Source organism: Levilactobacillus yonginensis, from assembly GCF_964065165.1.
Lineage (GTDB): Bacteria > Bacillota > Bacilli > Lactobacillales > Lactobacillaceae > Levilactobacillus > Levilactobacillus yonginensis_A.
The window spans coordinates 1801431-1828046 of sequence record NZ_OZ061549.1; the positions used below are offsets into that span (position 1 = coordinate 1801431).

Below are 26616 nucleotides of genomic sequence, written 5' to 3' on the forward strand. Positions count from 1 at the left end.
TTTTTATTGATGAATTAATAATAGCGATGTCAGAATGAACAGCTGAACGACTATCACACCGATTAGACCAGAGAATCCTTGGTAATAGTGATGGTTACGATGCCAGAGAAGCCCCAGGATAACTGCTAACGCCACTAGGCCCACAGCAAATAAAATGATTAGTTTTAGTTTTACGTCGAAATCACTGGTCAACATATTTTTCGCTCCTTTGCGGGTTGTGTACGGTTTTCATTATAGCAGAGATTGGGGATTGGTCAGAGACTAGCGTTCAATAATGAGGGCAATTCCCATCCCACCGCCAATACACATGCTGGCTAGTCCACGCTTGCTATCACTGTGGAGCAGTTCGTACAGTAAGGTAACGGCAATTCGCGTTCCTGAAGCACCCAGTGGGTGGCCTAAGGCAATTGAACCGCCATTGACGTTTAGCCGTTTGGCCGGGAGGTGTAGGTCGCGAGCAATAGCGACGGATTGTGAGGCAAAGGCCTCGTTGACTTCAAAACGATCAATGTCGTCTAGGGTCAAATTGGTTTGTGTCAGGACCTGCTGAATAGCGGTGACGGGCGCATAACCCATGATGGCTGGATCAATACCGACTTCTTGATAACCCGCTAACGTTGCCAAATAGGGGATGCCAGCAGCGTCTGCTGTTGATTTACGCATTAAGACCATGGCGGCCGCCCCATCGTTGAGTCCTGCTGAATTGCCGGCGGTCACCGTGCCATTAGGCTTAAATGAAGGCTTGAGAGCAGCTAGTTGTTTTAGGGAAGTATTGGTGCGTACGGCTTCATCATTGGTAATGAGCTTATCGCCCACGGGAACCGGTGTAATTTCATCCGTAAATCGGCCGTCAAGTTGAGCCTGGGTAGCTTTTTCCTGAGAGTCTAAGGAGAAGGCGTCTTGTTCAGCGCGACTGACATGATATTTTTCCGCGACATTTTCGGCGGTGATGCCCATTGGGACGTCATTGAAGGCATCCATCAGGCCATCTTTAGCTAGACTGTCTGTCAGCGTTACATCTCCATATTTACTCCCCCAGCGGGTACGAGGATTCAAGTATGGAGCATGACTCATGCTCTCAGTCCCGCCAACTAAGACGGCGTCTGCGTCACCCATCAGAATAGCGCTTTGGCCTAAACGAATGGCTTTAAGACTCGATCCACAGACCTGATTAATGGTCATGGCGGTACTGGTGACTGGTAAACCAGCGTTTAATTCTACTTGACGGGCAACGTTTTGTCCTTGACCAGCCTGTAACACTGTTCCAAAAATGGTTTGCTGAATCATGGCGGGTGCGAGGCCGCTACGTTCAATGGCGGCTTTCGCAGCGATGGTTCCCAACTGAACGGCGGATATTCCGTGGAAATTCCGGCCAAATTTGCCAATTGGTGTCCGGGCCGCACTAACAATTACTACTTTATCTGCCATGCTAATTGGTTACTCCTTTGCGAAATGGTTTCCGAAACTCTAATATAACGAACTTTTCCGAATTTGTCTTGATTTTGGTAAGGTGTTCACAGGGGATTTGCTTTTTCTTAATTATTTTTCCTATAATAAGGGGGTGGGTTTCAAGATAGGGGAATAGAAGTTATGAAACGAACAGATTCAACAGCTAAATCACTGACGCCAGCAGAATTTTTGACGCCAGAACGATTGGCCCAATTATCGGATAACCAGCAAAAGTTTGCGGCTAGTATTTTGCAGGATGTTTTGCACGCTCGAGAGACTGTCAATATGGCGGCGGGTACTTGGACAGCGCAACAGGTCGCAGCAACCTTGGCGGCCTTACCAACGTTGGTTGATCAACCACACCTTTACTTTGTAGCGGTGGTTCCCGTCCTCATGGCTTACTTCAAGGCGCAGCAACTTCCTAATCTAAAAGAATTAGAAGTGGCCTTGAAAAATGCTCGGCCTGCGTTGGTTGAAAAACACGCCGAGGCAGCTGATGAACAAGCTGCCTATGAAGACGTGGTTGCTTTGGTTGAACAGTGGGTTCAGGATATGGTGGAACAACCTGATGTTGCCAATTTAAAGGCTGCCGACCTACAACACTTTGTGACGATTGTTCATACGATGGCCGAATTGATGATTACGGGGAAACACTTAGAACCTCAGGACTGGGATGTTAAAACCCTCAGCGAAATCATGTTTGGCCCATTTACGCACTTATTAGACGAACAGGACCGGGTGCCAGAGCTATTTAACCTGGTGCCATTTACCTTAACGACCTTATTCAGTTACTTAATGACGCAAGAAAAGTTACCGCAGAGTCAGTCGTTACTGGATTGGGTCGGTGGCCATCACGATGCGTTGGTCACGATGTATGATCCTAAGCTGGAGAGTTTCTTTGAAGAATTAACTACGGCGATGCAGCATGAAGGTATCGATGCAAATGATCATACTAAAGTGGACGCATTTACGCAGGATTACTTGCGCCGTCATCCGGCAGCCAGTCAGGAGCTGTTTGCCACGGATCGGCATCTCACCCACAAAAAGCATATAAAGCAAATCAAATATAGTCAAAAGCGTCGGCGTAAGCGTCGACGGTAAACAAAAAAGAGTTTGGAATTTCCAAACTCTTTTTTGTTAGGTTTATTTTTCGTCTGCCAAACTGTCGATAGCTTCGTGGGCAACGACGGGATCGGAGGCGTAAGGGGTGTCGACCCCATTAATTTTTTGGTAAGCATCCTGTCCCTTACCAGCTAAAACGACTAGGTCGTTATTAGTGGCGGTAGCAATGGCGTGCTGAATGGCTTCTTCACGCTGGGCGATGATGGTCACGTTCACTTTGTTGTGATCAATATGGCTATCAATTTCTTTTGCAATGGCAATCGGGTCTTCGTGACCCGGATCATCAGTGGTTAAGAAGGCAACGTTGGCGTAGTCGTTAAGGGCTTTGGCGAATCCTTCACGCCGATCCTCACCTTTATCACCGGTGCTACCAAGCACAGTGATAATCTGATGGTCAGGAAACTGCGTGTGTAGGAAACTCAGAAGAGCGTTCATGCTACCCCAGTCATGGGCGTAGTCAATGTAGACCGTCCCATGATGCTGGGTCTTAATGAATTCCATCCGACCGGGAATGGTCGTATGGGCCAAGCCGTTCTGCATGTCAGCGACGTGAGCACCAGCTAAGTAACTAGCCAGGATAGCAGCCGTAGCATTACTCTGGTTAAAGTCACCAGGCACTGAGACGTTGAACGTTGTTGCTAAATCAGTTAGCCGTTCGTCGTTGGCCGTTAACCCGAACTCACTATCCGTCAGCGTAGCTTCACTACTCGTGATGGACAGACTGGCCTGCTCCTGATTGAAACCATAAGTGAAAATGTGGTCCGGTTCAGTTGAGACCTTCGCTGCAGCATAGACTTCATCGAAGTGATCCATATCTGCGTCAATGATGCAGTTACGCGAATTAAGCATGAGCTGCATCTTGCAGAAGAGGTAGTTAGCGAAGTTAGGATGCTCATTGACCCCGATGTGATCAGGAGAAATATTGAGGAAAATCCCAACATCAAATTTCAACCCGTACACGCGGTCCAACAAGTAAGCTTGTGACGCGACTTCCATAACCAGCACCTTTTGCCCGTTATCAACAGCCTGCCGCATCTCGTGGAAGAGGTCGAAAGATTCGGCCGTCGTAAGGTGAGCGCGGAACTGATCTTCTGGCCGGGGACCGAGAATGTGGTTGATGGTTGAGAACATGGCTACTTGTTGAGGAAAGGCGTGGTTCAAAATGTTTTTCGTAAAGTAGGTTGAGGTCGTTTTCCCTTTGGTACCAGTATACCCAATGACGAATAGGTCATTCTGTGGGAAACCGAAGTATAGCTGAGCCGTAAGCGATAAAGCTTTGCGAACGTCACTAACTAGGATTACGGGAACGTCAACGTGGTAGTCTTTTTCAGCCAAGTAGGCGCTGGCACCATTTTGAATGGCGGCATGCAGATAATCCACTGAAAAATTGAAGCCCTTGCAGACGAAGAGGCCGTTGGCGCTGGCCTTGCGAGAATCGTAGGTTAACGATGCAAAGTCGACGTCGTCTGATTTAAGCGTGGTACTGCGGAATAAGTTATGTTCCTGCAGTAACGCGATCAGCTGGTTTGCTCTCATTCAAATGCCTCTTTTCGTGGTTAGTCGTTAGGCCGCATGGTAGGGAACAGCATGACATCGCGGATGGAGGTTGAATCAGTTAACAACATCGTCATCCGGTCGATCCCAATGCCCAAACCACCAGTAGGCGGCATACCATATTCCATGGCTTCGACGTAATCGTTATCGATACCGTGAGCTTCTTCGTTACCGGCTGCCCGTTCTGCGTCTTGGGCTTCAAACCGTTGACGTTGATCGACGGGGTCGTTTAATTCAGTAAAGGCGTTACCGTATTCACTACCATCGATGTAAAGCTCGAATCGGTCAGTGAACCGTGCATCCTTGGGGTTCTTCTTGGCCAAAGGTGAAATTTCAACGGGGTGCCCATAAATGAAGGTTGGGTTGACCAGGTTGTCTTGAACCTTTTCTTCGAAGAAGGCGTTGATGATGTGACCAACCTTCCAGTATGGTTCACAATGAATGCCATTTTCTTCGGCAATCTTGTGGGCGTCTTCATCAGACATTGGTTGCCAAAAGTCGATACCAGTGGCATCTTTAACGGCGTCAACCATGTGAACCCGCTTGAAATCACTGTCGAGGTCGATATCTTTACCTTGGTAACTGATTTGACCAGAGCCGTTAACTTTGTTAGCCACGAAGCGGAAAATGTTTTCCGTTAAGTCCATGACATCGGTGTAATCAGCGTAGGCAGTATAGACTTCAACCATGTTAAATTCAGGGTTGTGACGAACGTCAGTCCCTTCGTTCCGGAAGTCTTTGCCCAACTCGTAAACTTTTTCCATACCACCAACGATTAAACGCTTGAGGTAAAGTTCAGTGGCAATCCGTAGGTACAATGGAATGTCGAATGCGTTGGAGTGGGTCACAAATGGCCGGGCTTCGGCACCACCAGCTTCAGTTTGAAGGACTGGCGTGTCGACTTCTAAGTAGCCTTCGCTGTCCAGGTATTCACGAATAGCGCGCTTAATTTGAGTGACCTTAACAAACCGATCAAAACTGTCGCGGTTTGAAATCAAGTCAAGGTACCGTTGACGGTAGATAGTTTCAGGATTAGTTAGGCCATGGTACTTATCTGGTAATGGCCGTAAAGCCTTGGATAAGAATTCAAAGTCAGTGAAACGAAGCGTGAGGGCACCAGTGTTCGTCTTGATGACGTAACCCTTGGCACCAATAAAGTCCCCTAAGTCTAGGGTCTTGTAGAGGCTGTACTTGTCTTCACCAAGTTCGTCTTGTCGTGCATAACCTTGGATGACACCAGTTCTGTCGAGCAAGTCGATGAAACCGGCTTTACCACTACCACGCTTACCGGTAATCCGACCCGCAACAGCAACATAATGTTTGTCTTCCATCAACTCTTCTTTATCATACTTGTCGTATTTTTCAACGAGCGACTTACTGTCGTCAGTTCTATCGAAGCGGTGACCGAAAGGCGCGATGCCCTGTTCTTGTAGATTGTTCATTTTATCCCGGCGAACCTGCATTTGATCATTTAGATCGGCCGGTGTGGCATTATTATTTTTGCTGTTACCCATGTTGTGTCCTCCTATAAAGTATTGATTCAAAGTTCTATGAATCCAGACCTCCCTTAAATTTAGTTGATTTTTACTGAATAAGCAAGTCCCAACGGCGTGTTAAGTCTATGAAGGCGTTTTCTTTCTGCGGTATTTACTAGCTTTCTGACAGGAAGGTCTTTTGGGGGACGCAGTAAACATGATAGACTGAATTTAAACGAACACATAATATAGAAAGAAGGGGAAAATTAACGTGGCAAAAGTGATACGAAAAATGTGGCCATTATTGATATTAGGATTCTTGGTGAACACGGCTTATAGCGTAATGTGGCCACTGACAACCATCTATCTACATGGAGACTTACACTTGAATCTGGTTCAAAGCGGCCTGATACTAGCGGCGTATTCTGGATGTAACGTGCTGGGGGGATATATAGGTGGCGTCTTAACGGATCGATACTCAGCTCGGTTGGTCGGACTAGCCATGCTAGTGGCTTTGCTAGTTGATGCGGGGGTGGGGTTTATTTGGAATGGCATCATTGCCTACCCGATTGTTTTAGTCATCTTTGGACTACTGACGGGGGGCATGCTGACGCTGATTACGGCGATTACAGCACAGCTGGGAACGGATGGCCGCTTGTTTAATTTGCTCTATATCTTCATTAATGTCGGATTAGTGGTTGGTACCGCTAGTATTGGGGTGTTATTTCACCATAGCTTACGGCCAATTTTTGCCCTGCTGATTGGTTGCTATGGGTTGGCCCTGATCCTGTGGGCGAAGTGTGCGGGTAACTTTGAACAGCGGTCCTTATCGTTTGATGTAAAGAACGATCAAACGGCTGTCCGTCAGCCGCGGGTTAAACAGCAATTAACGAAAGCTGGACTAGGGGTCCTCTTATTAACTTTGATATTTATGTGGGTGACCTACGCACAGTGGATGAGTAATGTGTCAGTGTTTATTCAAAATGAAGGACTTAGTATCAAATTGTATAGTTACCTGTGGGTTTATAATGGCATCTTGTTAATTGTCATTCAAACGTTGATGGCTCGCGTGAACCATCCGCGGGTGGTTCCCTGGCAAATCTTGGTAGGCTTGGTGGCAATCGGTGGGTCGTTTCTTCTATTAAGTGGTGCTTCTAGTGTAGGTGTTCTATTTGGTGCAATGACCTTGCTGACGTTTGGAGAAGCAGTGTATGTTCCGGGCGTTCCGGCGTTAATCAACGCGTATACGGTAGGCAATGAAGGGCTGTATCAGGGACTGGTAAATGCTTTTTCTTCTCTTGGGAAAGCGCTAGGGCCAGTTCTTGGTGGTGTTGTAATTAGTTACTCGACGTCCTTTTCGTTGCTGTTTTTCCTGTGCGCCATGCTTGATGGTGTGATTGCTATTTGCTTTTTGGCAGGAATCTGGCCGATTATCCGGCAACGTGAGAGCTAACTAAGAATTGATACGAACCATTATTGGGAGACGGCACAGGGAACGCCCGGTTTATCCGTCTCCTTTTTATTGCTTTCAGAGATAACATTCGCTTTTGAAAATAATTTTCATTTTCTACGTATTTTAGTTGACGGTGGGGCTTGTGGTTGGTATAGTTATATACGTTGTCACGGCGATTCATCAGCTAGACCAATTCGAAAGATTGAAATTAGTTGTTGACAGCTGTGCTGATAAAATGATATATTGTTCTGGCTGTCTCATTGAGACGGTGGTCAACGAGAAACGTTGTTAAATCAAACTTCCTGTTGACATCATATTGATTGAATGATATGATTATTAAGTTGTCTGCGAGAGCAGATAACTGGTAGACCTTTGAAAACTGAACATTGTTTCGACAAACCAAATATGTGTAGGGCGGTTTGATACTTGGTATCAAACCCAAACAATATTTGCGAAGTCAATTCGCTTTTAAAAATGTAACAACAATCGATGAGCTATTCAAGCACATCATCTATAAGATGAGAGTTTGATCCTGGCTCAGGACGAACGCTGGCGGCATGCCTAATACATGCAAGTCGAACGAGCTTCCGTTGATTGACGTGCTTGCACTGATTTCAACATTGAAGCGAGTGGCGAACTGGTGAGTAACACGTGGGAAATCTGCCCAGAAGCAGGGGATAACACTTGGAAACAGGTGCTAATACCGTATAACAACAAAAACCGCATGGTTTTTGTTTGAAAGATGGTTTCGGCTATCACTTCTGGATGATCCCGCGGCGTATTAGTTAGTTGGTGAGGTAAAGGCCCACCAAGACAATGATACGTAGCCGACCTGAGAGGGTAATCGGCCACATTGGGACTGAGACACGGCCCAAACTCCTACGGGAGGCAGCAGTAGGGAATCTTCCACAATGGACGAAAGTCTGATGGAGCAATGCCGCGTGAGTGAAGAAGGGTTTCGGCTCGTAAAACTCTGTTGTTAAAGAAGAACACTTCTGAGAGTAACTGTTCAGAAGTTGACGGTATTTAACCAGAAAGCCACGGCTAACTACGTGCCAGCAGCCGCGGTAATACGTAGGTGGCAAGCGTTGTCCGGATTTATTGGGCGTAAAGCGAGCGCAGGCGGTCTTTTAAGTCTGATGTGAAAGCCTTCGGCTTAACCGGAGAAGTGCATCGGAAACTGGGAGACTTGAGTGCAGAAGAGGACAGTGGAACTCCATGTGTAGCGGTGGAATGCGTAGATATATGGAAGAACACCAGTGGCGAAGGCGGCTGTCTAGTCTGTAACTGACGCTGAGGCTCGAAAGCATGGGTAGCGAACAGGATTAGATACCCTGGTAGTCCATGCCGTAAACGATGAGTGCTAGGTGTTGGAGGGTTTCCGCCCTTCAGTGCCGCAGCTAACGCATTAAGCACTCCGCCTGGGGAGTACGACCGCAAGGTTGAAACTCAAAGGAATTGACGGGGGCCCGCACAAGCGGTGGAGCATGTGGTTTAATTCGAAGCTACGCGAAGAACCTTACCAGGTCTTGACATACTATGCAAATCTTAGAGATAAGACGTTCCCTTCGGGGACATGGATACAGGTGGTGCATGGTTGTCGTCAGCTCGTGTCGTGAGATGTTGGGTTAAGTCCCGCAACGAGCGCAACCCTTATTATCAGTTGCCAGCATTAAGTTGGGCACTCTGGTGAGACTGCCGGTGACAAACCGGAGGAAGGTGGGGATGACGTCAAATCATCATGCCCCTTATGACCTGGGCTACACACGTGCTACAATGGACGGTACAACGAGTTGCGAAGTCGTGAGGCTAAGCTAATCTCTTAAAGCCGTTCTCAGTTCGGATTGTAGGCTGCAACTCGCCTACATGAAGTTGGAATCGCTAGTAATCGCGGATCAGCATGCCGCGGTGAATACGTTCCCGGGCCTTGTACACACCGCCCGTCACACCATGAGAGTTTGTAACACCCAAAGCCGGTGAGATAACCTTCGGGAGTCAGCCGTCTAAGGTGGGACAGATGATTAGGGTGAAGTCGTAACAAGGTAGCCGTAGGAGAACCTGCGGCTGGATCACCTCCTTTCTAAGGAATATACGGAGGCTACACATACTTTGGCGAAACAATGTTCAGTTTTGAGGGGCTTACCTCTCTAACTTGTTCTTTGAAAACTAGATATTATCAATTATTTTCTTATTAATTATTTTTATTAAAGATAATTAAACCGAGAACACCGCGTAATTTTGAGTTCTTTTAATTAGTTTATATCGCTAATACTCAATTAATCAGCGATTACGAAGTAATCGTTAGGTTAAGTTATGAAGGGCGCATGGTGGATGCCTTGGTACTAGGAGCCGATGAAGGACGGGACTAACACCGATATGCTTCGGGGAGCTGTACGTAAGCTTTGATCCGGAGATTTCCGAATGGGGAAACCCAGTAGTTTTAACCAACTATTACAACTTAGGGAATACATACTTAAGTTGAGGCAGACGTGGGGAACTGAAACATCTAAGTACCCACAGGAAGAGAAAGAAAAATCGATTCCCTAAGTAGCGGCGAGCGAACGGGGAACAGCCCAAACCAACGAGCTTGCTCGTTGGGGTTGTAGGACTGAACATTTGAGTTACCAAAGTCAATGATAATCGAAGTGTCTGGGAAGGCACGGCATAGAGGGTGATACCCCCGTAGATGAAATCGTTGACTCTCAGTTCAGGATCCTGAGTACGGCCACACACGTGAAACGTGGTCGGAATCCGGGAGGACCATCTCCCAAGGCTAAATACTCCCTAGTGACCGATAGTGAACCAGTACCGTGAGGGAAAGGTGAAAAGCACCGCGGAAGCGGAGTGAAATAGTTCCTGAAACCATGTGCCTACAATTAGTTAGAGCCCGTTAATGGGTGATAGCGTGCCTTTTGTAGAATGAACCGGCGAGTTACGTTAATTTGCAAGGTTAAGATGTAAAGATCGGAGCCGTAGCGAAAGCGAGTCTGAAATGGGCGTTGCAGTAAGTTGACGTAGACCCGAAACCAGGTGACCTATCCATGTCCAGGTTGAAGGTGCGGTAAAGCGCACTGGAGGACCGAACCCGTGTATGTTGAAAAATGCTGGGATGAGGTGTGGATAGCGGTGAAATTCCAAACGAACTTGGAGATAGCTGGTTCTCTCCGAAATAGCTTTAGGGTTAGCCTCGGAGTTAAGAATCGTGGAGGTAGAGCCACTGTTTGGACTAGGGGCCCGTCATGGGTTACTGAATTCAGATAAACTCCGAATGCCACTGATTTATATCCGGGAGTCAGACGATGAGTGATAAGATCCACCGTCGAAAGGGGAACAGCCCAGACCATCAATTAAGGTCCCTAAATACATGCTGAGTGGAAAAGGATGTGGAGTTGCACAGACAGCTAGGATGTTGGCTCAGAAGCAGCCACCATTTAAAGAGTGCGTAATAGCTCACTAGCCGAGTGATCCTGCGCCGAAAATTTACCGGGGCTAAGCATGTTACCGAAATTATGGATGCGACCAATAGGTCGCGTGATAGGAGAGCGTTCTAAGGGCAACGAAGCTAGACCGCAAGGACTAGTGGAGCGCTTAGAAGTGAGAATGCCGGTATGAGTAGCGAAAGATCAGTGAGAATCTGATCCACCGAATGACTAAGGTTTCCTGGGGAAGGCTCGTCCTCCCAGGGTTAGTCGGGACCTAAGCCGAGGCTGAGAAGCGTAGGCGATGGATAACAGGTTGATATTCCTGTACTAGTTAATCATGTTTGAACGATGGAGGGACGCAGTAGGCTACGGTATGCGCACGATTGGAAATGTGCGTTCAAGCGTCAAGTCTGGTGATGAGTCAAATGCTTATCGCTAAGGACAAGGCGTGACGAGGACCGAATTTTAGTAGGGAAGTGCCAGATGTCACACTGCCGAGAAAAGCTTCTAGTTAGTGATTAATTACCCGTACCGCAAACCGACACAGGTAGTCGAGGAGAGTATCCTAAGGTGAGCGAGTGAACTCTCGTTAAGGAACTCGGCAAAATGACCCCGTAACTTCGGGAGAAGGGGTGCTGCACGCAAGTGCAGCCGCAGTGAAAAGGCCCAGGCGACTGTTTATCAAAAACACAGGTTTCTGCAAAATCGTAAGATGACGTATAGGGGCTGACGCCTGCCCGGTGCTGGAAGGTTAAGTGGATGAGTTAGCTTCGGCGAAGCCCAGAAATGAAGCCCCAGTAAACGGCGGCCGTAACTATAACGGTCCTAAGGTAGCGAAATTCCTTGTCGGGTAAGTTCCGACCCGCACGAAAGGCGTAACGATCTGGGCACTGTCTCAACGAGAGACTCGGTGAAATTATATTACCTGTGAAGATGCAGGTTACCCGCGACAGGACGGAAAGACCCCATGGAGCTTTACTGTAGCTTGATATTGGGTGTTGACACAGCTTGTACAGGATAGGTCGGAGCCGTAGAACTCGGAACGCTAGTTTCGAGTGAGGCGCTGGTGGGATACGACCCTCGCTGTGTGAACACTCTAACCCGCACCACTAATCGTGGTGGGAGACAGTGTCAGGTAGGCAGTTTGACTGGGGCGGTCGCCTCCTAAAAAGTAACGGAGGCGCCCAAAGGTTCTCTCAGAATGGTTGGAAATCATTCGCTGAGTGTAAAGGCAGAAGAGAGCTTGACTGCGAGACAGACAGGTCGAGCAGGGACGAAAGTCGGGCTTAGTGATCCGGTGGTACCGTATGGAAGGGCCATCGCTCAACGGATAAAAGCTACCCTGGGGATAACAGGCTTATCTCCCCCAAGAGTCCACATCGACGGGGAGGTTTGGCACCTCGATGTCGGCTCATCGCATCCTGGGGCTGTAGTCGGTCCCAAGGGTTGGGCTGTTCGCCCATTAAAGCGGTACGCGAGCTGGGTTCAGAACGTCGTGAGACAGTTCGGTCCCTATCCGTCGCGGGCGTAGGAAATTTGAGAGGAGCTGTCCTTAGTACGAGAGGACCGGGATGGACATACCTCTGGTGTACCAGTTGTGCCGCCAGGCGCATCGCTGGGTAGCTATGTATGGATGAGATAAACGCTGAAAGCATCTAAGTGTGAAACTCGCCTCAAGATGAGATTTCCCATTCCTATATGGAAGTAAGACCCCTGAGAGATGATCAGGTAGATAGGCTGGAAGTAGCAGCGCCGTGAGGCGTGGAGCGGACCAGTACTAATCGGTCGAGGACTTAACCAAGTAGAGTTGGTGTTCTCAAAGGAAATAATTGAATAATATCTAGTTTTGAGAGAAGAAGTTCTTTCATAGTGTAGTGGCGATAGCCTGAAGGATACACCCGTTCCCATGCCGAACACGGAAGTTAAGCTTCAGCACGCTGATAGTAGTTGGGGGATCGCCCCCTGCGAGGATAGGACGTCGCTACGCAAAGAGTAAGGAATCCAGTGATGGATTCCTTTTTTTATGACGAATTGTCAAATCAAGTGTAACTTTGTCCCAAAGAAAACTTCAGATGGACTCTTCCAGCCTAAAATCTTGCGTGGTCGGTTATTTAGCACTTCAACGAACTGATAAATATCTTGGTCAGTGAGCTGATCTAAATCGGTTCCCTTGGGGAAGTACTCACGAATAAGGCCATTGGTATTCTCATTGGTTCCCCGTTGCTGGGGCGCATGTGGATCTGGGAAATAGACTGGAATACCAAGTTCTTGACTAACTTCGCGGTATCCTGCGAATTCAGTTCCACGATCCGGCGTAAGCGTACGAACTCGTTTGGGCGTCACAGTATGCAGTAGGTCAATCATAGCTTGCGTGACGTTCTTGGCGTTTACTTTGGAAACTCGTTGAGACAATAAGTACCGTGATTTACGGTCCACCAATGTAACCAAAGCTGAACGCCCAGTTTTACCCCGAACGGTGTCGCCTTCCCAATGGCCGAACCAGCTCCGTTTATTACACGAAACTGGTCGTTCATGAACTGAAAGAACTTCGTTAAACCGACCACGTCGTTCGTTAACCGTTCCTTTGACCTTACGGGTTTTGCCACGGTGGCGCAACTTTCGGGCAAAACCACGAGCACCGTGACTCTTGCGTTTAATCCCTAAATTATCGAGTTTAATTCCGCGATAAATAGTATTGTAACTGATTTGCCATTCGCTATTTTCGTGAACTAAACGGCCTGAGATTTGTTCCGGAGACCATTGGCATTGAACGATGCGGTGAAGGACAAAATCTCGTAGTTTCAAGTCAGCTAAGATCCTAGGACGTCGGCTTTTCAGTCGCCGTCTCTGATAGTTCTCTTGTGCTTTGACAGCTGAATATGCATCACGGCCACCGTTGCGCTTAATTTCGCGTGATACGGTGGCTTTTGAGCAGCCAATTTTCTCCGCAATACCTTGATAAGTATCGTTTAAAGTGACTCCTAACAGTATGCATTCTCGGTCTTTTAAGGTAAGATGATTGTACGGACTCATAGCCTAAGATCTCCTTTAAGTGATTGTTGTGGTGACTTCATTTTACAGGACTCAGGCTATGAGTTCTTTTTTATTTTCTTCTTACTTGTTGCACTTCAATTGTAAATTCGTCATACAAAAAATTAAAAGAAGGTCGGGCGCATGACCATAACGACAGTGTGCCCGGCGACTAAGTGGCGTCAAAAACAAAACGGACGTGTAGCTTCAGATGATTTTCTTGAGCTACTGTTACGGTTTCTATCTATGTATCAGGGAAACGTGCAAACGAATCAAAATCATAATAAGTCATGGACGGTATCTTGCGTTGACGGTACGCTTTCAGATTCTATAATGCTTGGGTTGGGGATGGTCCAATTCAGACATTGATGCGTAGGTGAATTGACACTTATTTCAAATTGCCGATAATAATCGCACGCACTACTGTCAAAAGAGAGCACTTGCCAACTAAGCAAGATTAGAAGAATAGTCAATTTAAAAAGGTAACGGCACTTCAATGCAGGAAGGTCGTTACCTTTTTTGTGAGCAGTTACAGTAGTCCTTATAGATGACGATCACTCTAGCGTTGTGTAACCTTAGTTGATCGCGATTGCCAGTACTTTCTGACCAATGCAATGAAAACGACCAGGCCACTGAATTGGCAGGTCGTCATTAGGCCAAAGCCCATGTTAAAGGCGTTGATGCTCCCACTAACAAGACTGAGTGTGGCAAATACCGTTAAGCCAATCCAATGTATCCGCTTCGTCCAAGTGTTCGGGTGGCGCCGGGCAATGCCCAAGTTGAGCATAAGACCGATCAGCAAGAGGATGAGAAAGTCCATCCAGTAAAGAGCAAGGAACGTTGAAAATTGGGTGACGCGTTCCACTAGGAGAACGCCGAAGAGGACTACTAATAGGCTGGCGTTTGGGTAGGTAACTGGTTTCGTTATGGGTGCGGTTGCTGTGTCCTGTAAGAGGTTATCTACCGGGACGGCATATAGAGTAGCTAATTGGGCAATGGTGGCGATGTCCGGTTGGTTCCGGCCAGTCTCCCAGCTGGAAACGGTCTGCCGTGAGACGTGTAGTTGGTCTGCCAGTGCCGTTTGGGTCAGCTGTTGCGTTTGTCGGAATTTCTTCAAACGTGCGCCTAGTTCTGTCGATGCCATGGGGGCACCTCACTTCCTTGATAATTGCTATTGACTCTATCATAGAGAATCGTCTGGAAATAGCAAGCTATTCTCGCTAGCATCCGTATCATTCGGGGATTTGAACGGGTACGCTGAAAGGGAGTGGAGGAGATGATGTCCAGTGCAAAATGGACAAGCGAAAATGGTTCAGGTAACCGGGCTACGAAAAAGGTTCGGTCGCCATGTGGTCTTGCGTGATGTGAATTTCGCATTTTCAACTGGTGAAGTTGTCGGCTTAGTTGGGCCCAATGGTGCGGGTAAGACGACTATTATGAAAGCATTATTGGGCCTGCTAGCCACGGATGCTGGCAACGTTCGAATTTTGGGACAACCCGTTTCAGTCAATACCCATACTGTTGTGACCCAACAGGTCGGCGCGCTCATCGAACACCCAGCAATTTATCCATTTCTGACCGGCTGGCAACATTTGCAACTGATGACGACTTCCGTGGAACAAATGACGTGGGTAGTGCAGGCCCTCCAAATGGAAGCCTATATTCACCGGCCGGCCAAACGATATTCACTAGGCATGAAGCAAAAACTGGGAATTGCCATGGCGTTGGTGAATCGCCCACGGTTAGTCATATTGGACGAACCGATGAATGGATTAGACCCCCAATCGGTTAAGCGACTACGCCATTTGATTGGTCAGTTGGCAGGGGAAGGGACCACATTTTTAATTTCCAGCCATATTTTGAGTGAGTTGGAAAAGATCATTGATACGGTGATCTTAATTGATCAGGGAGAAGTGTTGCTTCAACGGACGATGACGCAACTTCGGGAATCGGCGCGGCAGGGATTAGTGGTGCGGACAACGGAAAATGCTCGAGGGTTGCAGGTGCTTTTACGGGCAGACTATCCAGTAACACAGCGGGGCAGCAACTTAATCGTGACGAAGTCGGTTGCGTTGACGCCCTTACTGCGTACCCTTCTCGACGCGCATCTTCAAATTTTAAAGGTAAATCAGCACCGGGAAGATTTAGAGACAGTCTTGTTACGCTTATTGGCAGAGAGGAAGGCATAGATCATGGGACAATTAATTCAGCAGGAGATTTTTAAATTTAGACACCAACGTATGGCGTGGCTAGCCCCCGTCATCTTGGTGCTTTTAATGGGCGGACTGGCCATGACGGCCCACGGCGCATCAGTCAGTGATCAGAAATTTTATATTTCATCGGCGTATGGCGGGTTTCAATGGCTGACGATGCTTATCATTGTGATTGGCGCTAGCTGTGTGACAATGGAATTCGAGTATGGGACGATCAAACAGTTGGCGACGCAGGTGAATCATCGCTGGACGATTTTTGTGGGGAAGTATGTACTAGTTCTCGGGTGTAGCGTGTTAGGTCATGGGTTGGCCATCCTCGTGACACTATTGCTCAAGACTAGTGCTGGGCGGGGCCTACACTGGCAGACCATTTACCTCTATCACCAATCACTATTGGCTAATCTAGTGACTAATGCGGGGCTGGATATGTACGGTGGTGTGATGATTATTGGACTGGTTTTCTTGCTGGCAAGCTGTAGTCATAACAATGCGGCGGCAATCGCTATTAGCATGGGTGTCTGTTTCATGGGGGAAGGGGTATCCAGTTTGTTATTGCAGTCGTTTAAGTCGTTATTGCCAGTGATGAAATGGAATCCGTTTAACATGTTCTTCTTACAGGAGGAGTATGCTAATCCCAGTTATCAGCAGAATGTGACCCATTTGACGATCCAGCAGTTGAGTGTCGGCAGTCTTGGGTGGGCGTTATTCTTTGTAGCGGTCGGTGCGGTGATCTTTTCGAGACGGCGGATTTAGGTTTGGCCGGAAACATGAGTTGCAAATTAGACATACTGATAAGCGTCACGGCGACATCCTACCAAAAGAGACTTCTGGCCCGTGATATGGGGAGAGTGAGGGACGGGCCTGGAGCCGCTACCAACGATGGGGTTATCGATATTAATTTGGAATTTTTGTTGACACTGAAACCATGTGCATGGTATATTATCTAAGTTGTCTTTTACGACAGCGGCTCGTTAATTTAAAAAGTTAAATTGCTTGTTGACAAGCGGTCTGACAAAATGGTATATTAATTGAGCTGCTTCATTAGGCAGCCTGCAATTCACAGTTTAATTAACTTAAACTTATTGTTGACATCATATTGATTGAATGATATGATTATTAAGTTGTCTGCGAGAGCAGATAACTGGTAGACCTTTGAAAACTGAACATTGTTTCGACAAACCAAATATGTGTAGGGCGGTTTGATACTTGGTATCAAACCCAAACAATATTTGCGAAGTCAATTCGCTTTTAAAAATGTAACAACAATCGATGAGCTATTCAAGCACATCATCTATAAGATGAGAGTTTGATCCTGGCTCAGGACGAACGCTGGCGGCATGCCTAATACATGCAAGTCGAACGAGCTTCCGTTGATTGACGTGCTTGCACTGATTTCAACATTGAAGCGAGTGGCGAACTGGTGAGTAACACGTGGGAAATCTGCCCAGAAGCAGGGGATAACACTTGGAAACAGGTGCTAATACCGTATAACAACAAAAACCGCATGGTTTTTGTTTGAAAGATGGTTTCGGCTATCACTTCTGGATGATCCCGCGGCGTATTAGTTAGTTGGTGAGGTAAAGGCCCACCAAGACAATGATACGTAGCCGACCTGAGAGGGTAATCGGCCACATTGGGACTGAGACACGGCCCAAACTCCTACGGGAGGCAGCAGTAGGGAATCTTCCACAATGGACGAAAGTCTGATGGAGCAATGCCGCGTGAGTGAAGAAGGGTTTCGGCTCGTAAAACTCTGTTGTTAAAGAAGAACACTTCTGAGAGTAACTGTTCAGAAGTTGACGGTATTTAACCAGAAAGCCACGGCTAACTACGTGCCAGCAGCCGCGGTAATACGTAGGTGGCAAGCGTTGTCCGGATTTATTGGGCGTAAAGCGAGCGCAGGCGGTCTTTTAAGTCTGATGTGAAAGCCTTCGGCTTAACCGGAGAAGTGCATCGGAAACTGGGAGACTTGAGTGCAGAAGAGGACAGTGGAACTCCATGTGTAGCGGTGGAATGCGTAGATATATGGAAGAACACCAGTGGCGAAGGCGGCTGTCTAGTCTGTAACTGACGCTGAGGCTCGAAAGCATGGGTAGCGAACAGGATTAGATACCCTGGTAGTCCATGCCGTAAACGATGAGTGCTAGGTGTTGGAGGGTTTCCGCCCTTCAGTGCCGCAGCTAACGCATTAAGCACTCCGCCTGGGGAGTACGACCGCAAGGTTGAAACTCAAAGGAATTGACGGGGGCCCGCACAAGCGGTGGAGCATGTGGTTTAATTCGAAGCTACGCGAAGAACCTTACCAGGTCTTGACATACTATGCAAATCTTAGAGATAAGACGTTCCCTTCGGGGACATGGATACAGGTGGTGCATGGTTGTCGTCAGCTCGTGTCGTGAGATGTTGGGTTAAGTCCCGCAACGAGCGCAACCCTTATTATCAGTTGCCAGCATTAAGTTGGGCACTCTGGTGAGACTGCCGGTGACAAACCGGAGGAAGGTGGGGATGACGTCAAATCATCATGCCCCTTATGATCTGGGCTACACACGTGCTACAATGGACGGTACAACGAGTTGCGAAGTCGTGAGGCTAAGCTAATCTCTTAAAGCCGTTCTCAGTTCGGATTGTAGGCTGCAACTCGCCTACATGAAGTTGGAATCGCTAGTAATCGCGGATCAGCATGCCGCGGTGAATACGTTCCCGGGCCTTGTACACACCGCCCGTCACACCATGAGAGTTTGTAACACCCAAAGCCGGTGAGATAACCTTCGGGAGTCAGCCGTCTAAGGTGGGACAGATGATTAGGGTGAAGTCGTAACAAGGTAGCCGTAGGAGAACCTGCGGCTGGATCACCTCCTTTCTAAGGAATATACGGAGGCTACACATACTTTGGCGAAACAATGTTCAGTTTTGAGGGGCTTACCTCTCTAACTTGTTCTTTGAAAACTAGATATTATCAATTATTTTCTTATTAATTATTTTTATTAAAGATAATTAAACCGAGAACACCGCGTAATTTTGAGTTCTTTTAATTAGTTTATATCGCTAATACTCAATTAATCAGCGATTACGAAGTAATCGTTAGGTTAAGTTATGAAGGGCGCATGGTGGATGCCTTGGTACTAGGAGCCGATGAAGGACGGGACTAACACCGATATGCTTCGGGGAGCTGTACGTAAGCTTTGATCCGGAGATTTCCGAATGGGGAAACCCAGTAGTTTTAACCAACTATTACAACTTAGGGAATACATACTTAAGTTGAGGCAGACGTGGGGAACTGAAACATCTAAGTACCCACAGGAAGAGAAAGAAAAATCGATTCCCTAAGTAGCGGCGAGCGAACGGGGAACAGCCCAAACCAACGAGCTTGCTCGTTGGGGTTGTAGGACTGAACATTTGAGTTACCAAAGTCAATGATAATCGAAGTGTCTGGGAAGGCACGGCATAGAGGGTGATACCCCCGTAGATGAAATCGTTGACTCTCAGTTCAGGATCCTGAGTACGGCCACACACGTGAAACGTGGTCGGAATCCGGGAGGACCATCTCCCAAGGCTAAATACTCCCTAGTGACCGATAGTGAACCAGTACCGTGAGGGAAAGGTGAAAAGCACCGCGGAAGCGGAGTGAAATAGTTCCTGAAACCATGTGCCTACAATTAGTTAGAGCCCGTTAATGGGTGATAGCGTGCCTTTTGTAGAATGAACCGGCGAGTTACGTTAATTTGCAAGGTTAAGATGTAAAGATCGGAGCCGTAGCGAAAGCGAGTCTGAAATGGGCGTTGCAGTAAGTTGACGTAGACCCGAAACCAGGTGACCTATCCATGTCCAGGTTGAAGGTGCGGTAAAGCGCACTGGAGGACCGAACCCGTGTATGTTGAAAAATGCTGGGATGAGGTGTGGATAGCGGTGAAATTCCAAACGAACTTGGAGATAGCTGGTTCTCTCCGAAATAGCTTTAGGGTTAGCCTCGGAGTTAAGAATCGTGGAGGTAGAGCCACTGTTTGGACTAGGGGCCCGTCATGGGTTACTGAATTCAGATAAACTCCGAATGCCACTGATTTATATCCGGGAGTCAGACGATGAGTGATAAGATCCACCGTCGAAAGGGGAACAGCCCAGACCATCAATTAAGGTCCCTAAATACATGCTGAGTGGAAAAGGATGTGGAGTTGCACAGACAGCTAGGATGTTGGCTCAGAAGCAGCCACCATTTAAAGAGTGCGTAATAGCTCACTAGCCGAGTGATCCTGCGCCGAAAATTTACCGGGGCTAAGCATGTTACCGAAATTATGGATGCGACCAATAGGTCGCGTGATAGGAGAGCGTTCTAAGGGCAACGAAGCTAGACCGCAAGGACTAGTGGAGCGCTTAGAAGTGAGAATGCCGGTATGAGTAGCGAAAGATCAGTGAGAATCTGATCCACCGAATGACTAAGGTTTCCTGGGGAAGGCTCGTCCTCCCAGGGTTAGTCGGGACCTAAGCCGAGGCTGAGAAGCGTAGGCGATGGATAACAGGTTGATATTCCTGTACTAGTTAATCATGTTTGAACGATGGAGGGACGCAGTAGGCTACGGTATGCGCACGATTGGAAATGTGCGTTCAAGCGTCAAGTCTGGTGATGAGTCAAATGCTTATCGCTAAGGACAAGGCGTGACGAGGACCGAATTTTAGTAGGGAAGTGCCAGATGTCACACTGCCGAGAAAAGCTTCTAGTTAGTGATTAATTACCCGTACCGCAAACCGACACAGGTAGTCGAGGAGAGTATCCTAAGGTGAGCGAGTGAACTCTCGTTAAGGAACTCGGCAAAATGACCCCGTAACTTCGGGAGAAGGGGTGCTGCACGCAAGTGCAGCCGCAGTGAAAAGGCCCAGGCGACTGTTTATCAAAAACACAGGTTTCTGCAAAATCGTAAGATGACGTATAGGGGCTGACGCCTGCCCGGTGCTGGAAGGTTAAGTGGATGAGTTAGCTTCGGCGAAGCCCAGAAATGAAGCCCCAGTAAACGGCGGCCGTAACTATAACGGTCCTAAGGTAGCGAAATTCCTTGTCGGGTAAGTTCCGACCCGCACGAAAGGCGTAACGATCTGGGCACTGTCTCAACGAGAGACTCGGTGAAATTATATTACCTGTGAAGATGCAGGTTACCCGCGACAGGACGGAAAGACCCCATGGAGCTTTACTGTAGCTTGATATTGGGTGTTGACACAGCTTGTACAGGATAGGTCGGAGCCGTAGAACTCGGAACGCTAGTTTCGAGTGAGGCGCTGGTGGGATACGACCCTCGCTGTGTGAACACTCTAACCCGCACCACTAATCGTGGTGGGAGACAGTGTCAGGTAGGCAGTTTGACTGGGGCGGTCGCCTCCTAAAAAGTAACGGAGGCGCCCAAAGGTTCTCTCAGAATGGTTGGAAATCATTCGCTGAGTGTAAAGGCAGAAGAGAGCTTGACTGCGAGACAGACAGGTCGAGCAGGGACAAAAGTCGGGCTTAGTGATCCGGTGGTACCGTATGGAAGGGCCATCGCTCAACGGATAAAAGCTACCCTGGGGATAACAGGCTTATCTCCCCCAAGAGTCCACATCGACGGGGAGGTTTGGCACCTCGATGTCGGCTCATCGCATCCTGGGGCTGTAGTCGGTCCCAAGGGTTGGGCTGTTCGCCCATTAAAGCGGTACGCGAGCTGGGTTCAGAACGTCGTGAGACAGTTCGGTCCCTATCCGTCGCGGGCGTAGGAAATTTGAGAGGAGCTGTCCTTAGTACGAGAGGACCGGGATGGACATACCTCTGGTGTACCAGTTGTGCCGCCAGGCGCATCGCTGGGTAGCTATGTATGGATGAGATAAACGCTGAAAGCATCTAAGTGTGAAACTCGCCTCAAGATGAGATTTCCCATTCCTATATGGAAGTAAGACCCCTGAGAGATGATCAGGTAGATAGGCTGGAAGTAGCAGCGCCGTGAGGCGTGGAGCGGACCAGTACTAATCGGTCGAGGACTTAACCAAGTAGAGTTGGTGTTCTCAAAGGAAATAATTGAATAGTATCTAGTTTTGAGAGAAGAAGTTCTTTCATAGTGTAGTGGCGATAGCCTGAAGGATACACCCGTTCCCATGCCGAACACGGAAGTTAAGCTTCAGCACGCTGATAGTAGTTGGGGGATCGCCCCCTGCGAGGATAGGACGTCGCTACGCAAAGAGTAAGGAATCCAGTGATGGATTCCTTTTTTTATACCATAAAATATACAAAAATTGTAATAGCGTACATTAATATGTGAATATTAGAAGAATATACGGCTGAGGTGGTTTGCCAAACGGAAGGCTTGTGCTATTATAGTTGTTATTACAAGATTTAGGACAACTTGAGTTATTAGTCAACTCGTAAGATCTTACATAAGAGAGAATAGGTGGAATGAGAATGAAAAGATATCGACAGTATCGTCTTAGCCTAGGTTGGCAGATTTTAATTGGATTAATTCTAGGGGTCATCCTTGGTGTGATTTTTTACCAAAACAAAATGGCTATCACCGCTATGCAAAATATCGGGAACATGTTTATTGGGTTGATTCAAATGATCGTTCTACCCATCGTGGTGTCCTGTTTAACCGTCGGAATCGCTAACATGGGTGATATTAAGCAGTTAGGTCGAATCGGCGGTAAAACGTTGATTTATTTCGAAGTAATGACCACCATCGCGATTGCTTTGGGGTTACTGGTTGGGAATATTTTCCAGCCTGGTTCATTCATTGATATTCACCAACTGCAAAGTACCGACATCAGTCAGTATGTGTCTTCCGCTAAGTCAGCTAAGGACTCGGGCATTTGGGCAACGTTGATGGGAATTATTCCGACTAACATATTTAAGTCTCTGGCAGAGGGTGACATGATGCCTGTCATCTTCTTCTCCGTTTTCTTTGGGTTAGGGACTGCGGCCATCGGAAAACAGGGTCAGGTCATCACACAAGCGTTAGACGCCGTCTCGCAGGTGATGTTCCGGGTGACTAATTGGGTTATGCATACTGCACCAATCGGTGTCTGCGCGTTAATCGGAGTTACTGTGGCGCAAATGGGTTTATCCGCATTAGCACCATTAGGGTATTTCATCATCTTGGCTTACGCAACCATGGCAGTGTTCGTCTTGGTTGTAATGGGAATTGCTGCTAGAATCTTTAAATTCAGCCTCAAGGACCTGTTATTTGTGATTAAAGATGAAGCGGTCCTGGCATTCTCAACCGCTAGTTCCGAAGCTACACTACCACGGTTGATTGATAAAATGGATAAATTTGGGGTCAGCAAGGGAATTGTCTCCTTCGTTATCCCAACCGGATATACCTTCAACCTGGATGGTTCAGCTATCTATCAATCGTTGGCCGCACTCTTCTTAGCACAGGCCTACCATATTCATCTGAGTTTGGGTCAACAGATCACGTTACTGGTGGTGCTGATGATTACTAGTAAAGGGATGGCCGGTGTGCCAGGCGCTTCATTTGTGGTGTTACTAGCTACGATTTCAACGATTGGGGTTCCAATGAGTGGTTTAACCTTTATCGCTGGGATTGACCGTCTCGTTGATATGGGTCGGACGGCAGTTAACGTTGTTGGGAACTCGCTGGCAACGGTAATTATTGCCAAGTCCGAACATGAATTTGATGAAGGTAAGAGTCAGAAATTCCTAGAACATATGAAAAATCGGCGGGCTAAAGCCTAATAAATAAAAATTGTGTGATATTTGGTGTTGATGGAGAAATCCAGCGACACCATTTTTTGTAGAATAAAAGGGACACACTGCCCCACATCAACATAGTCGACCAAAACCAATTGAAAATGACAATATATCCCAAGACCAGTTTTAAAAAAATCTCCTACAGATTAAAGACCAAGATATTAATCATTTTAAAGTTCGGGATAATTCTCAGGATGCTTTACAGAGCTACGCTGATCTGTCTTGCTCCACTTGCTAAGGCTAAAAAAAGCAGCCGTTCAATTCATCGAGAATTGAACGGCTGCTTTTTGCGTATTGAACGCTTGGGAATACCAGCTCATCAATAACGCAGGACAACGCGTGCGGGGTGATTCCCATCAGCCCATGGGCAGTTGACAGTTGTTATTGATAACCAGTGATTGGTTTGGTATTGAGTTATTCGTATCGACCATTAGAAGTTAAAAACCAACTTATTTGAAACGGCGTCAGTTACTGGTTATTTTCCTCCCCACAGGGTTCCCCCAATGGTGAAGCATCGTCACGAGTGGTAACGCTATTCGGACTAGCACGTCAATGCATCATAGTTGAATAGTGCCGAGAAAAAGACGTAACTCAAGCTTGTGTTTTCCAGGTAAGAGGCTTGAATCCAACTAGCTCACGAACGAGTTCAGAGAAGGCCAAACGAGTTACGGTCGGTTGCAACGCCGACAGCGTTTGGGATAAAGTGGCTAGTTGATTCTGTTTAAAGTCCATTAGTCGAACCTCCGCATCAAGCTACGGGGTCCGGGAAAGGGAAAGCTAGAGTAATGTTCTTCTCAAAGCGTCAACCAAGAGGTGTGAACAGACTGTAACTTTCCCACCGGCGAGTAATAACACGCTCCGGGATCATCTAAAAGTTGCGTTGTCATGTTCAATCACCTCCTTAATGTATTGACGACAGTGACAACTGGCGATAAATTAAAAGCGCTTAGCCATAACTAGCTAAGCGCACACTGAAAGACATTTTGTGAACGGAATTTAGCTAGTCGTTGAGTTTTAGCACTATACGGCGTAGTTAATTGTTCATAACAGCTACATTAGAGCAGGCCTTAATTTGACCTGACCAGCTGACTCATTGGCGTTTCTCGACGTTTCTGAGCAGTAGCATTTTCCGTATAGGAGCCTCACCTAACAGCTTCTAATTTATCTATGAATCTAGTTTAACGTATTTTTCCACCCAACGCAAGCAAAACCGTTCATACCCATTAAATAATAATTATTGTAACTAACTAAGCGTCCAATACACCGAAATATGGGATGTTTTAGCGCCTACATTAGAATGATTATTGATAAAAGAAGCTAAAACAGTTATGCTGGGAGTGTGCCAAAACGACATAACTGAAGGGAGTTGTTCATATGAATTTCATTGGTTCAGCTTTACCAGATTTTTCGGTTCAGGCGTTTCAAAAAGGGGAGGTTACAACCTTAACGCCAGCCGATTTAAAGGGTCATTGGTCAGTCTTATTCTTCTATCCCGCTGACTTTTCATTTGTTTGTCCAACGGAGCTGGGAGACTTAGCCGAACATTATGCTGCCTTTCAAGCACAGGATGCAGAAATCTATAGTATTTCAGAGGACACAGAATTTGTTCATCAAGCTTGGCACGAACAGAGTCCAGAAGTGGGGCAGGTAGCCTATCCCATGATTGCTGATCCAGCCGGTCAATTAGCACGGCACTATGAAGTCTTAGATGAGTCTGCCGGTCAAGCTTACCGAGGTGTTTTTATCTTAGACCCACAGGGAGAAGTTCGGTCGTACACCATCAATGATATGGGAATTGGCCGCAATGCTGGTGAAATTCTACGGACTTTAACGGCGGCTCAATTTGTGGCGGAGCACGGTGATCGGGTTTGTCCAGCTAACTGGCACCCTGGCGAAGAAACTTTAAAACCAGGGACGAATCTTGTTGGTAAAATTTAACTGTCGATTAAAAAAGGATTGTCCGGTTAGGACAATCCTTTTCACATATCTAGCGTTACTTTCCTTCTGGAATCCCAACGTATTGCTGCTTGTACCAACCGTCCCAAGTGAGGTCCTTAAGGGCACCACTGGCGCTGTACGCTAAGTTGACGGTCTTAAGAATTGTGAGGAATAAATCTGACTTATTTGCCAGTACACCAGCAACTAACTCATCGGGCGAGAAATATTTATTAGAATAAAGGTACATATTAATGTCGTTCATGGCATAGTCGACCTTGAACTGAGATAAGATTTCCAAATCATTGGTCCGGTAGTGCCGAATGTAAAAGTGAGCAAAGTCACTCAGTGCGGTCTGCCGGGCGTTCTCATCTAGGTCGGTAATCGTTAAATCTTCGTTTTGCAAAATTGGAGACCTCCTCAAAAATTCTAAACTGCGTCGAGTATCGGTCAAAGTCGGTCGGTGCCCTTAAGTCCATTATGGCACATTTTTATGATCCGTGATAAGTTGTAGCGTAATTTTTTTGTCGTTTAGCGGCTAAGCTAGACAAATTACCTAGTGTATAATGTTTAAGTGATGATTGAGAAGGGAGTTATTAGACAAATGCGGGTATTGATTGTTGGTGCCAATGGTCAAGTCGGTCGCTTGCTGGTCACCCAGCTTTTGGCAAAGGGGGATGAACCCATTGCCGGACTGCGGCCGGATGAGGATGGCGAAGACTGGGAGGATTTAGGTGTTACGGTGCGCCGCTTGGATTTGCTGACGAAGCCGGAGCAGATTGCAAGTGCTTTAATGGGCGTTGATGCCGTGGTATTCGCAGCGGGGTCCGGCGGTCGAACAAAGGATGATATGACGTTGTTGATTGATTTAGACGGTGCAGTCAAGACGATGCAGGCTGCCGAGATAGCTGGTGTTCACCGATTTGTCATGATCAGCATGTTATTTGCCGAGGATCGTAACCGGTGGGCCGATCCGTTGAAGTCACTCTACGTTGCTAAATTTTATGCCGATAACTGGCTAGTTCATCAAACTAATTTGGCATACACTATTGTACAACCCGGGGCCCTATCCTTTCACCCGGCAACTGGCAAAATTCAGAGCGATCCGTTGGCAGTTGGGAGTATTCCCCGAGCAGATTTAGCAGCTTTCATGGTGGCTGCGCTTCATGCGCCCCAAACAATTGGTAAAACGATCCCGTTGCTTAGTGGTACTCAGTCAATCAATCAGGTTATTAATCAACTATGA

Annotated in this window: 15 protein-coding genes, 6 rRNA genes and 1 riboswitch; of the genes, 13 read left to right on the forward strand and 8 right to left on the reverse strand. The window is 47.2% G+C overall.

Annotated features, from left to right (window positions below; translation table 11 throughout):
• Nucleotides 1-3: 3 nt before the first annotated feature.
• Together AB3Y94_RS08550 and AB3Y94_RS08555 are read right to left on the reverse strand one after the other, a co-directional pair.
• Entirely contained in the window at nt 4-195 is a 192-nt protein-coding gene (locus tag AB3Y94_RS08550) for a hypothetical protein (RefSeq protein ID WP_367295852.1), read from the reverse strand.
• Between the two features lie 66 nt (nt 196-261).
• Entirely contained in the window at nt 262-1428 is a 1167-nt protein-coding gene (locus AB3Y94_RS08555) for an acetyl-CoA C-acyltransferase (RefSeq protein WP_367295853.1), read from the reverse strand.
• A 162-nt stretch (nt 1429-1590) separates the two neighbouring features.
• On the opposite strand from AB3Y94_RS08555, the gene AB3Y94_RS08560 reads away from it, so the two are divergent.
• Nucleotides 1591-2550 carry a hypothetical protein gene (locus AB3Y94_RS08560; RefSeq protein WP_367295854.1) on the forward strand — a complete coding sequence of 320 codons (960 nt, stop codon included), beginning with the start codon at nt 1591-1593 and terminating at the stop codon, nt 2548-2550.
• A 42-nt stretch (nt 2551-2592) separates the two neighbouring features.
• On the opposite strand, the gene AB3Y94_RS08565 is transcribed toward AB3Y94_RS08560, so the two are convergent.
• Both AB3Y94_RS08565 and lysS read right to left on the reverse strand, forming a co-directional pair.
• Nucleotides 2593-4107 carry a UDP-N-acetylmuramoyl-L-alanyl-D-glutamate--2,6-diaminopimelate ligase gene (locus AB3Y94_RS08565; protein ID WP_367295855.1) on the reverse strand — a complete coding sequence of 505 codons (1515 nt, stop codon included), beginning with the start codon at nt 4105-4107 and terminating at the stop codon, nt 2593-2595.
• A 20-nt stretch (nt 4108-4127) separates the two neighbouring features.
• Nucleotides 4128-5639: a lysine--tRNA ligase gene (lysS, locus tag AB3Y94_RS08570; RefSeq protein WP_125684602.1), complete on the reverse strand. Its 1512-nt coding sequence runs from the start codon at nt 5637-5639 to the stop codon at nt 4128-4130.
• A gap of 232 nt (nt 5640-5871) precedes the next feature.
• Here lysS and AB3Y94_RS08575 point away from each other — a divergent pair, with 232 nt between their 5' ends.
• The 4 genes from AB3Y94_RS08575 (at nt 5872) to rrf (AB3Y94_RS08590) (ending at nt 12462) form a co-directional block, all read left to right on the forward strand.
• The gene (locus AB3Y94_RS08575) at nt 5872-7053 is read left to right on the forward strand and encodes an MFS transporter (RefSeq protein ID WP_367295856.1); all 1182 of its coding nucleotides are present in this window, start codon (nt 5872-5874) and stop codon (nt 7051-7053) included.
• A gap of 514 nt (nt 7054-7567) precedes the next feature.
• Nucleotides 7568-9133 (forward strand): 16S ribosomal RNA (locus AB3Y94_RS08580).
• A gap of 224 nt (nt 9134-9357) precedes the next feature.
• Nucleotides 9358-12276: ribosomal RNA gene (locus AB3Y94_RS08585) — 23S ribosomal RNA — on the forward strand.
• Between the two features lie 69 nt (nt 12277-12345).
• Nucleotides 12346-12462, forward strand: a 5S ribosomal RNA gene (gene rrf / locus AB3Y94_RS08590).
• Together the 16S, 23S and 5S rRNA genes form the textbook arrangement of a ribosomal RNA operon.
• Before the next feature lie 47 nt (nt 12463-12509).
• On the opposite strand, the gene AB3Y94_RS08595 is transcribed toward rrf (AB3Y94_RS08590), so the two are convergent.
• Both AB3Y94_RS08595 and AB3Y94_RS08600 read right to left on the reverse strand, forming a co-directional pair.
• Nucleotides 12510-13508, reverse strand: a complete 999-nt coding sequence (locus tag AB3Y94_RS08595) for an IS30 family transposase (protein ID WP_367294841.1) — start codon at nt 13506-13508, stop codon at nt 12510-12512.
• Nucleotides 13509-14064: 556 nt separating this feature from the next.
• Nucleotides 14065-14649: a helix-turn-helix domain-containing protein gene (locus AB3Y94_RS08600; protein WP_367295857.1), complete on the reverse strand. Its 585-nt coding sequence runs from the start codon at nt 14647-14649 to the stop codon at nt 14065-14067.
• Nucleotides 14650-14791: 142 nt separating this feature from the next.
• Here AB3Y94_RS08600 and AB3Y94_RS08605 point away from each other — a divergent pair, with 142 nt between their 5' ends.
• From AB3Y94_RS08605 to AB3Y94_RS08630, 6 genes are all read left to right on the forward strand, one after another.
• The gene (locus AB3Y94_RS08605) at nt 14792-15694 is read left to right on the forward strand and encodes an ABC transporter ATP-binding protein (protein WP_367295858.1); all 903 of its coding nucleotides are present in this window, start codon (nt 14792-14794) and stop codon (nt 15692-15694) included.
• A 3-nt stretch (nt 15695-15697) separates the two neighbouring features.
• Complete coding sequence (locus tag AB3Y94_RS08610) at nt 15698-16471, forward strand: ABC transporter permease (protein WP_367295859.1); 774 nt, start codon at nt 15698-15700, stop codon at nt 16469-16471.
• Between the two features lie 541 nt (nt 16472-17012).
• Nucleotides 17013-18578, forward strand: a 16S ribosomal RNA gene (locus tag AB3Y94_RS08615).
• A 224-nt stretch (nt 18579-18802) separates the two neighbouring features.
• Nucleotides 18803-21721: ribosomal RNA gene (locus AB3Y94_RS08620) — 23S ribosomal RNA — on the forward strand.
• Nucleotides 21722-21790: 69 nt separating this feature from the next.
• Nucleotides 21791-21907: ribosomal RNA gene (gene rrf, locus AB3Y94_RS08625) — 5S ribosomal RNA — on the forward strand.
• Nucleotides 21908-22130: 223 nt separating this feature from the next.
• Nucleotides 22131-23420: a dicarboxylate/amino acid:cation symporter gene (locus AB3Y94_RS08630; protein ID WP_367295860.1), complete on the forward strand. Its 1290-nt coding sequence runs from the start codon at nt 22131-22133 to the stop codon at nt 23418-23420.
• A gap of 606 nt (nt 23421-24026) precedes the next feature.
• Here AB3Y94_RS08630 and AB3Y94_RS08635 read toward each other — a convergent pair.
• Nucleotides 24027-24167 (reverse strand): hypothetical protein, encoded by a 141-nt coding sequence (locus AB3Y94_RS08635; protein WP_367295861.1) that lies wholly within the window; start codon nt 24165-24167, stop codon nt 24027-24029.
• A gap of 260 nt (nt 24168-24427) precedes the next feature.
• Nucleotides 24428-24596: riboswitch (M-box (ykoK) riboswitch) on the reverse strand.
• A 213-nt stretch (nt 24597-24809) separates the two neighbouring features.
• On the opposite strand from AB3Y94_RS08635, the gene AB3Y94_RS08640 reads away from it, so the two are divergent.
• A complete protein-coding gene (locus AB3Y94_RS08640) occupies nt 24810-25373 on the forward strand; it encodes a redoxin domain-containing protein (protein ID WP_367295862.1) in 564 nt (187 codons plus the stop codon).
• A 55-nt stretch (nt 25374-25428) separates the two neighbouring features.
• Here AB3Y94_RS08640 and AB3Y94_RS08645 read toward each other — a convergent pair whose 3' ends face one another.
• A complete protein-coding gene (locus AB3Y94_RS08645) occupies nt 25429-25776 on the reverse strand; it encodes a hypothetical protein (RefSeq protein WP_125690945.1) in 348 nt (115 codons plus the stop codon).
• A 198-nt stretch (nt 25777-25974) separates the two neighbouring features.
• On the opposite strand from AB3Y94_RS08645, the gene AB3Y94_RS08650 reads away from it, so the two are divergent.
• On the forward strand, nt 25975-26616 hold the full coding sequence (locus AB3Y94_RS08650) for an SDR family oxidoreductase (RefSeq protein WP_367296502.1): 642 nt from the start codon (nt 25975-25977) through the stop codon (nt 26614-26616).

Excerpts from the sequence above, each read along its gene's own strand:
- AB3Y94_RS08635 (WP_367295861.1), bottom strand. The coding sequence starts at position 24,167 with ATGGACTTTAAACAGAATCAACTAGCCACTTTATCCCAAACGCTGTCG.
- AB3Y94_RS08630 (WP_367295860.1), top strand. The coding sequence starts at position 22,131 with ATGAAAAGATATCGACAGTATCGTCTTAGCCTAGGTTGGCAGATTTTA.
- AB3Y94_RS08610 (WP_367295859.1), top strand. The coding sequence starts at position 15,698 with ATGGGACAATTAATTCAGCAGGAGATTTTTAAATTTAGACACCAACGT.
- AB3Y94_RS08640 (WP_367295862.1), top strand. The coding sequence starts at position 24,810 with ATGAATTTCATTGGTTCAGCTTTACCAGATTTTTCGGTTCAGGCGTTT.
- AB3Y94_RS08565 (WP_367295855.1), bottom strand. The coding sequence starts at position 4,107 with ATGAGAGCAAACCAGCTGATCGCGTTACTGCAGGAACATAACTTATTC.
- AB3Y94_RS08555 (WP_367295853.1), bottom strand. The coding sequence starts at position 1,428 with ATGGCAGATAAAGTAGTAATTGTTAGTGCGGCCCGGACACCAATTGGC.
- AB3Y94_RS08550 (WP_367295852.1), bottom strand. The coding sequence starts at position 195 with ATGTTGACCAGTGATTTCGACGTAAAACTAAAACTAATCATTTTATTT.
- AB3Y94_RS08600 (WP_367295857.1), bottom strand. The coding sequence starts at position 14,649 with ATGGCATCGACAGAACTAGGCGCACGTTTGAAGAAATTCCGACAAACG.
- AB3Y94_RS08595 (WP_367294841.1), bottom strand. The coding sequence starts at position 13,508 with ATGAGTCCGTACAATCATCTTACCTTAAAAGACCGAGAATGCATACTG.
- AB3Y94_RS08560 (WP_367295854.1), top strand. The coding sequence starts at position 1,591 with ATGAAACGAACAGATTCAACAGCTAAATCACTGACGCCAGCAGAATTT.
- lysS (WP_125684602.1), bottom strand. The coding sequence starts at position 5,639 with ATGGGTAACAGCAAAAATAATAATGCCACACCGGCCGATCTAAATGAT.
- AB3Y94_RS08650 (WP_367296502.1), top strand. The coding sequence starts at position 25,975 with ATGCGGGTATTGATTGTTGGTGCCAATGGTCAAGTCGGTCGCTTGCTG.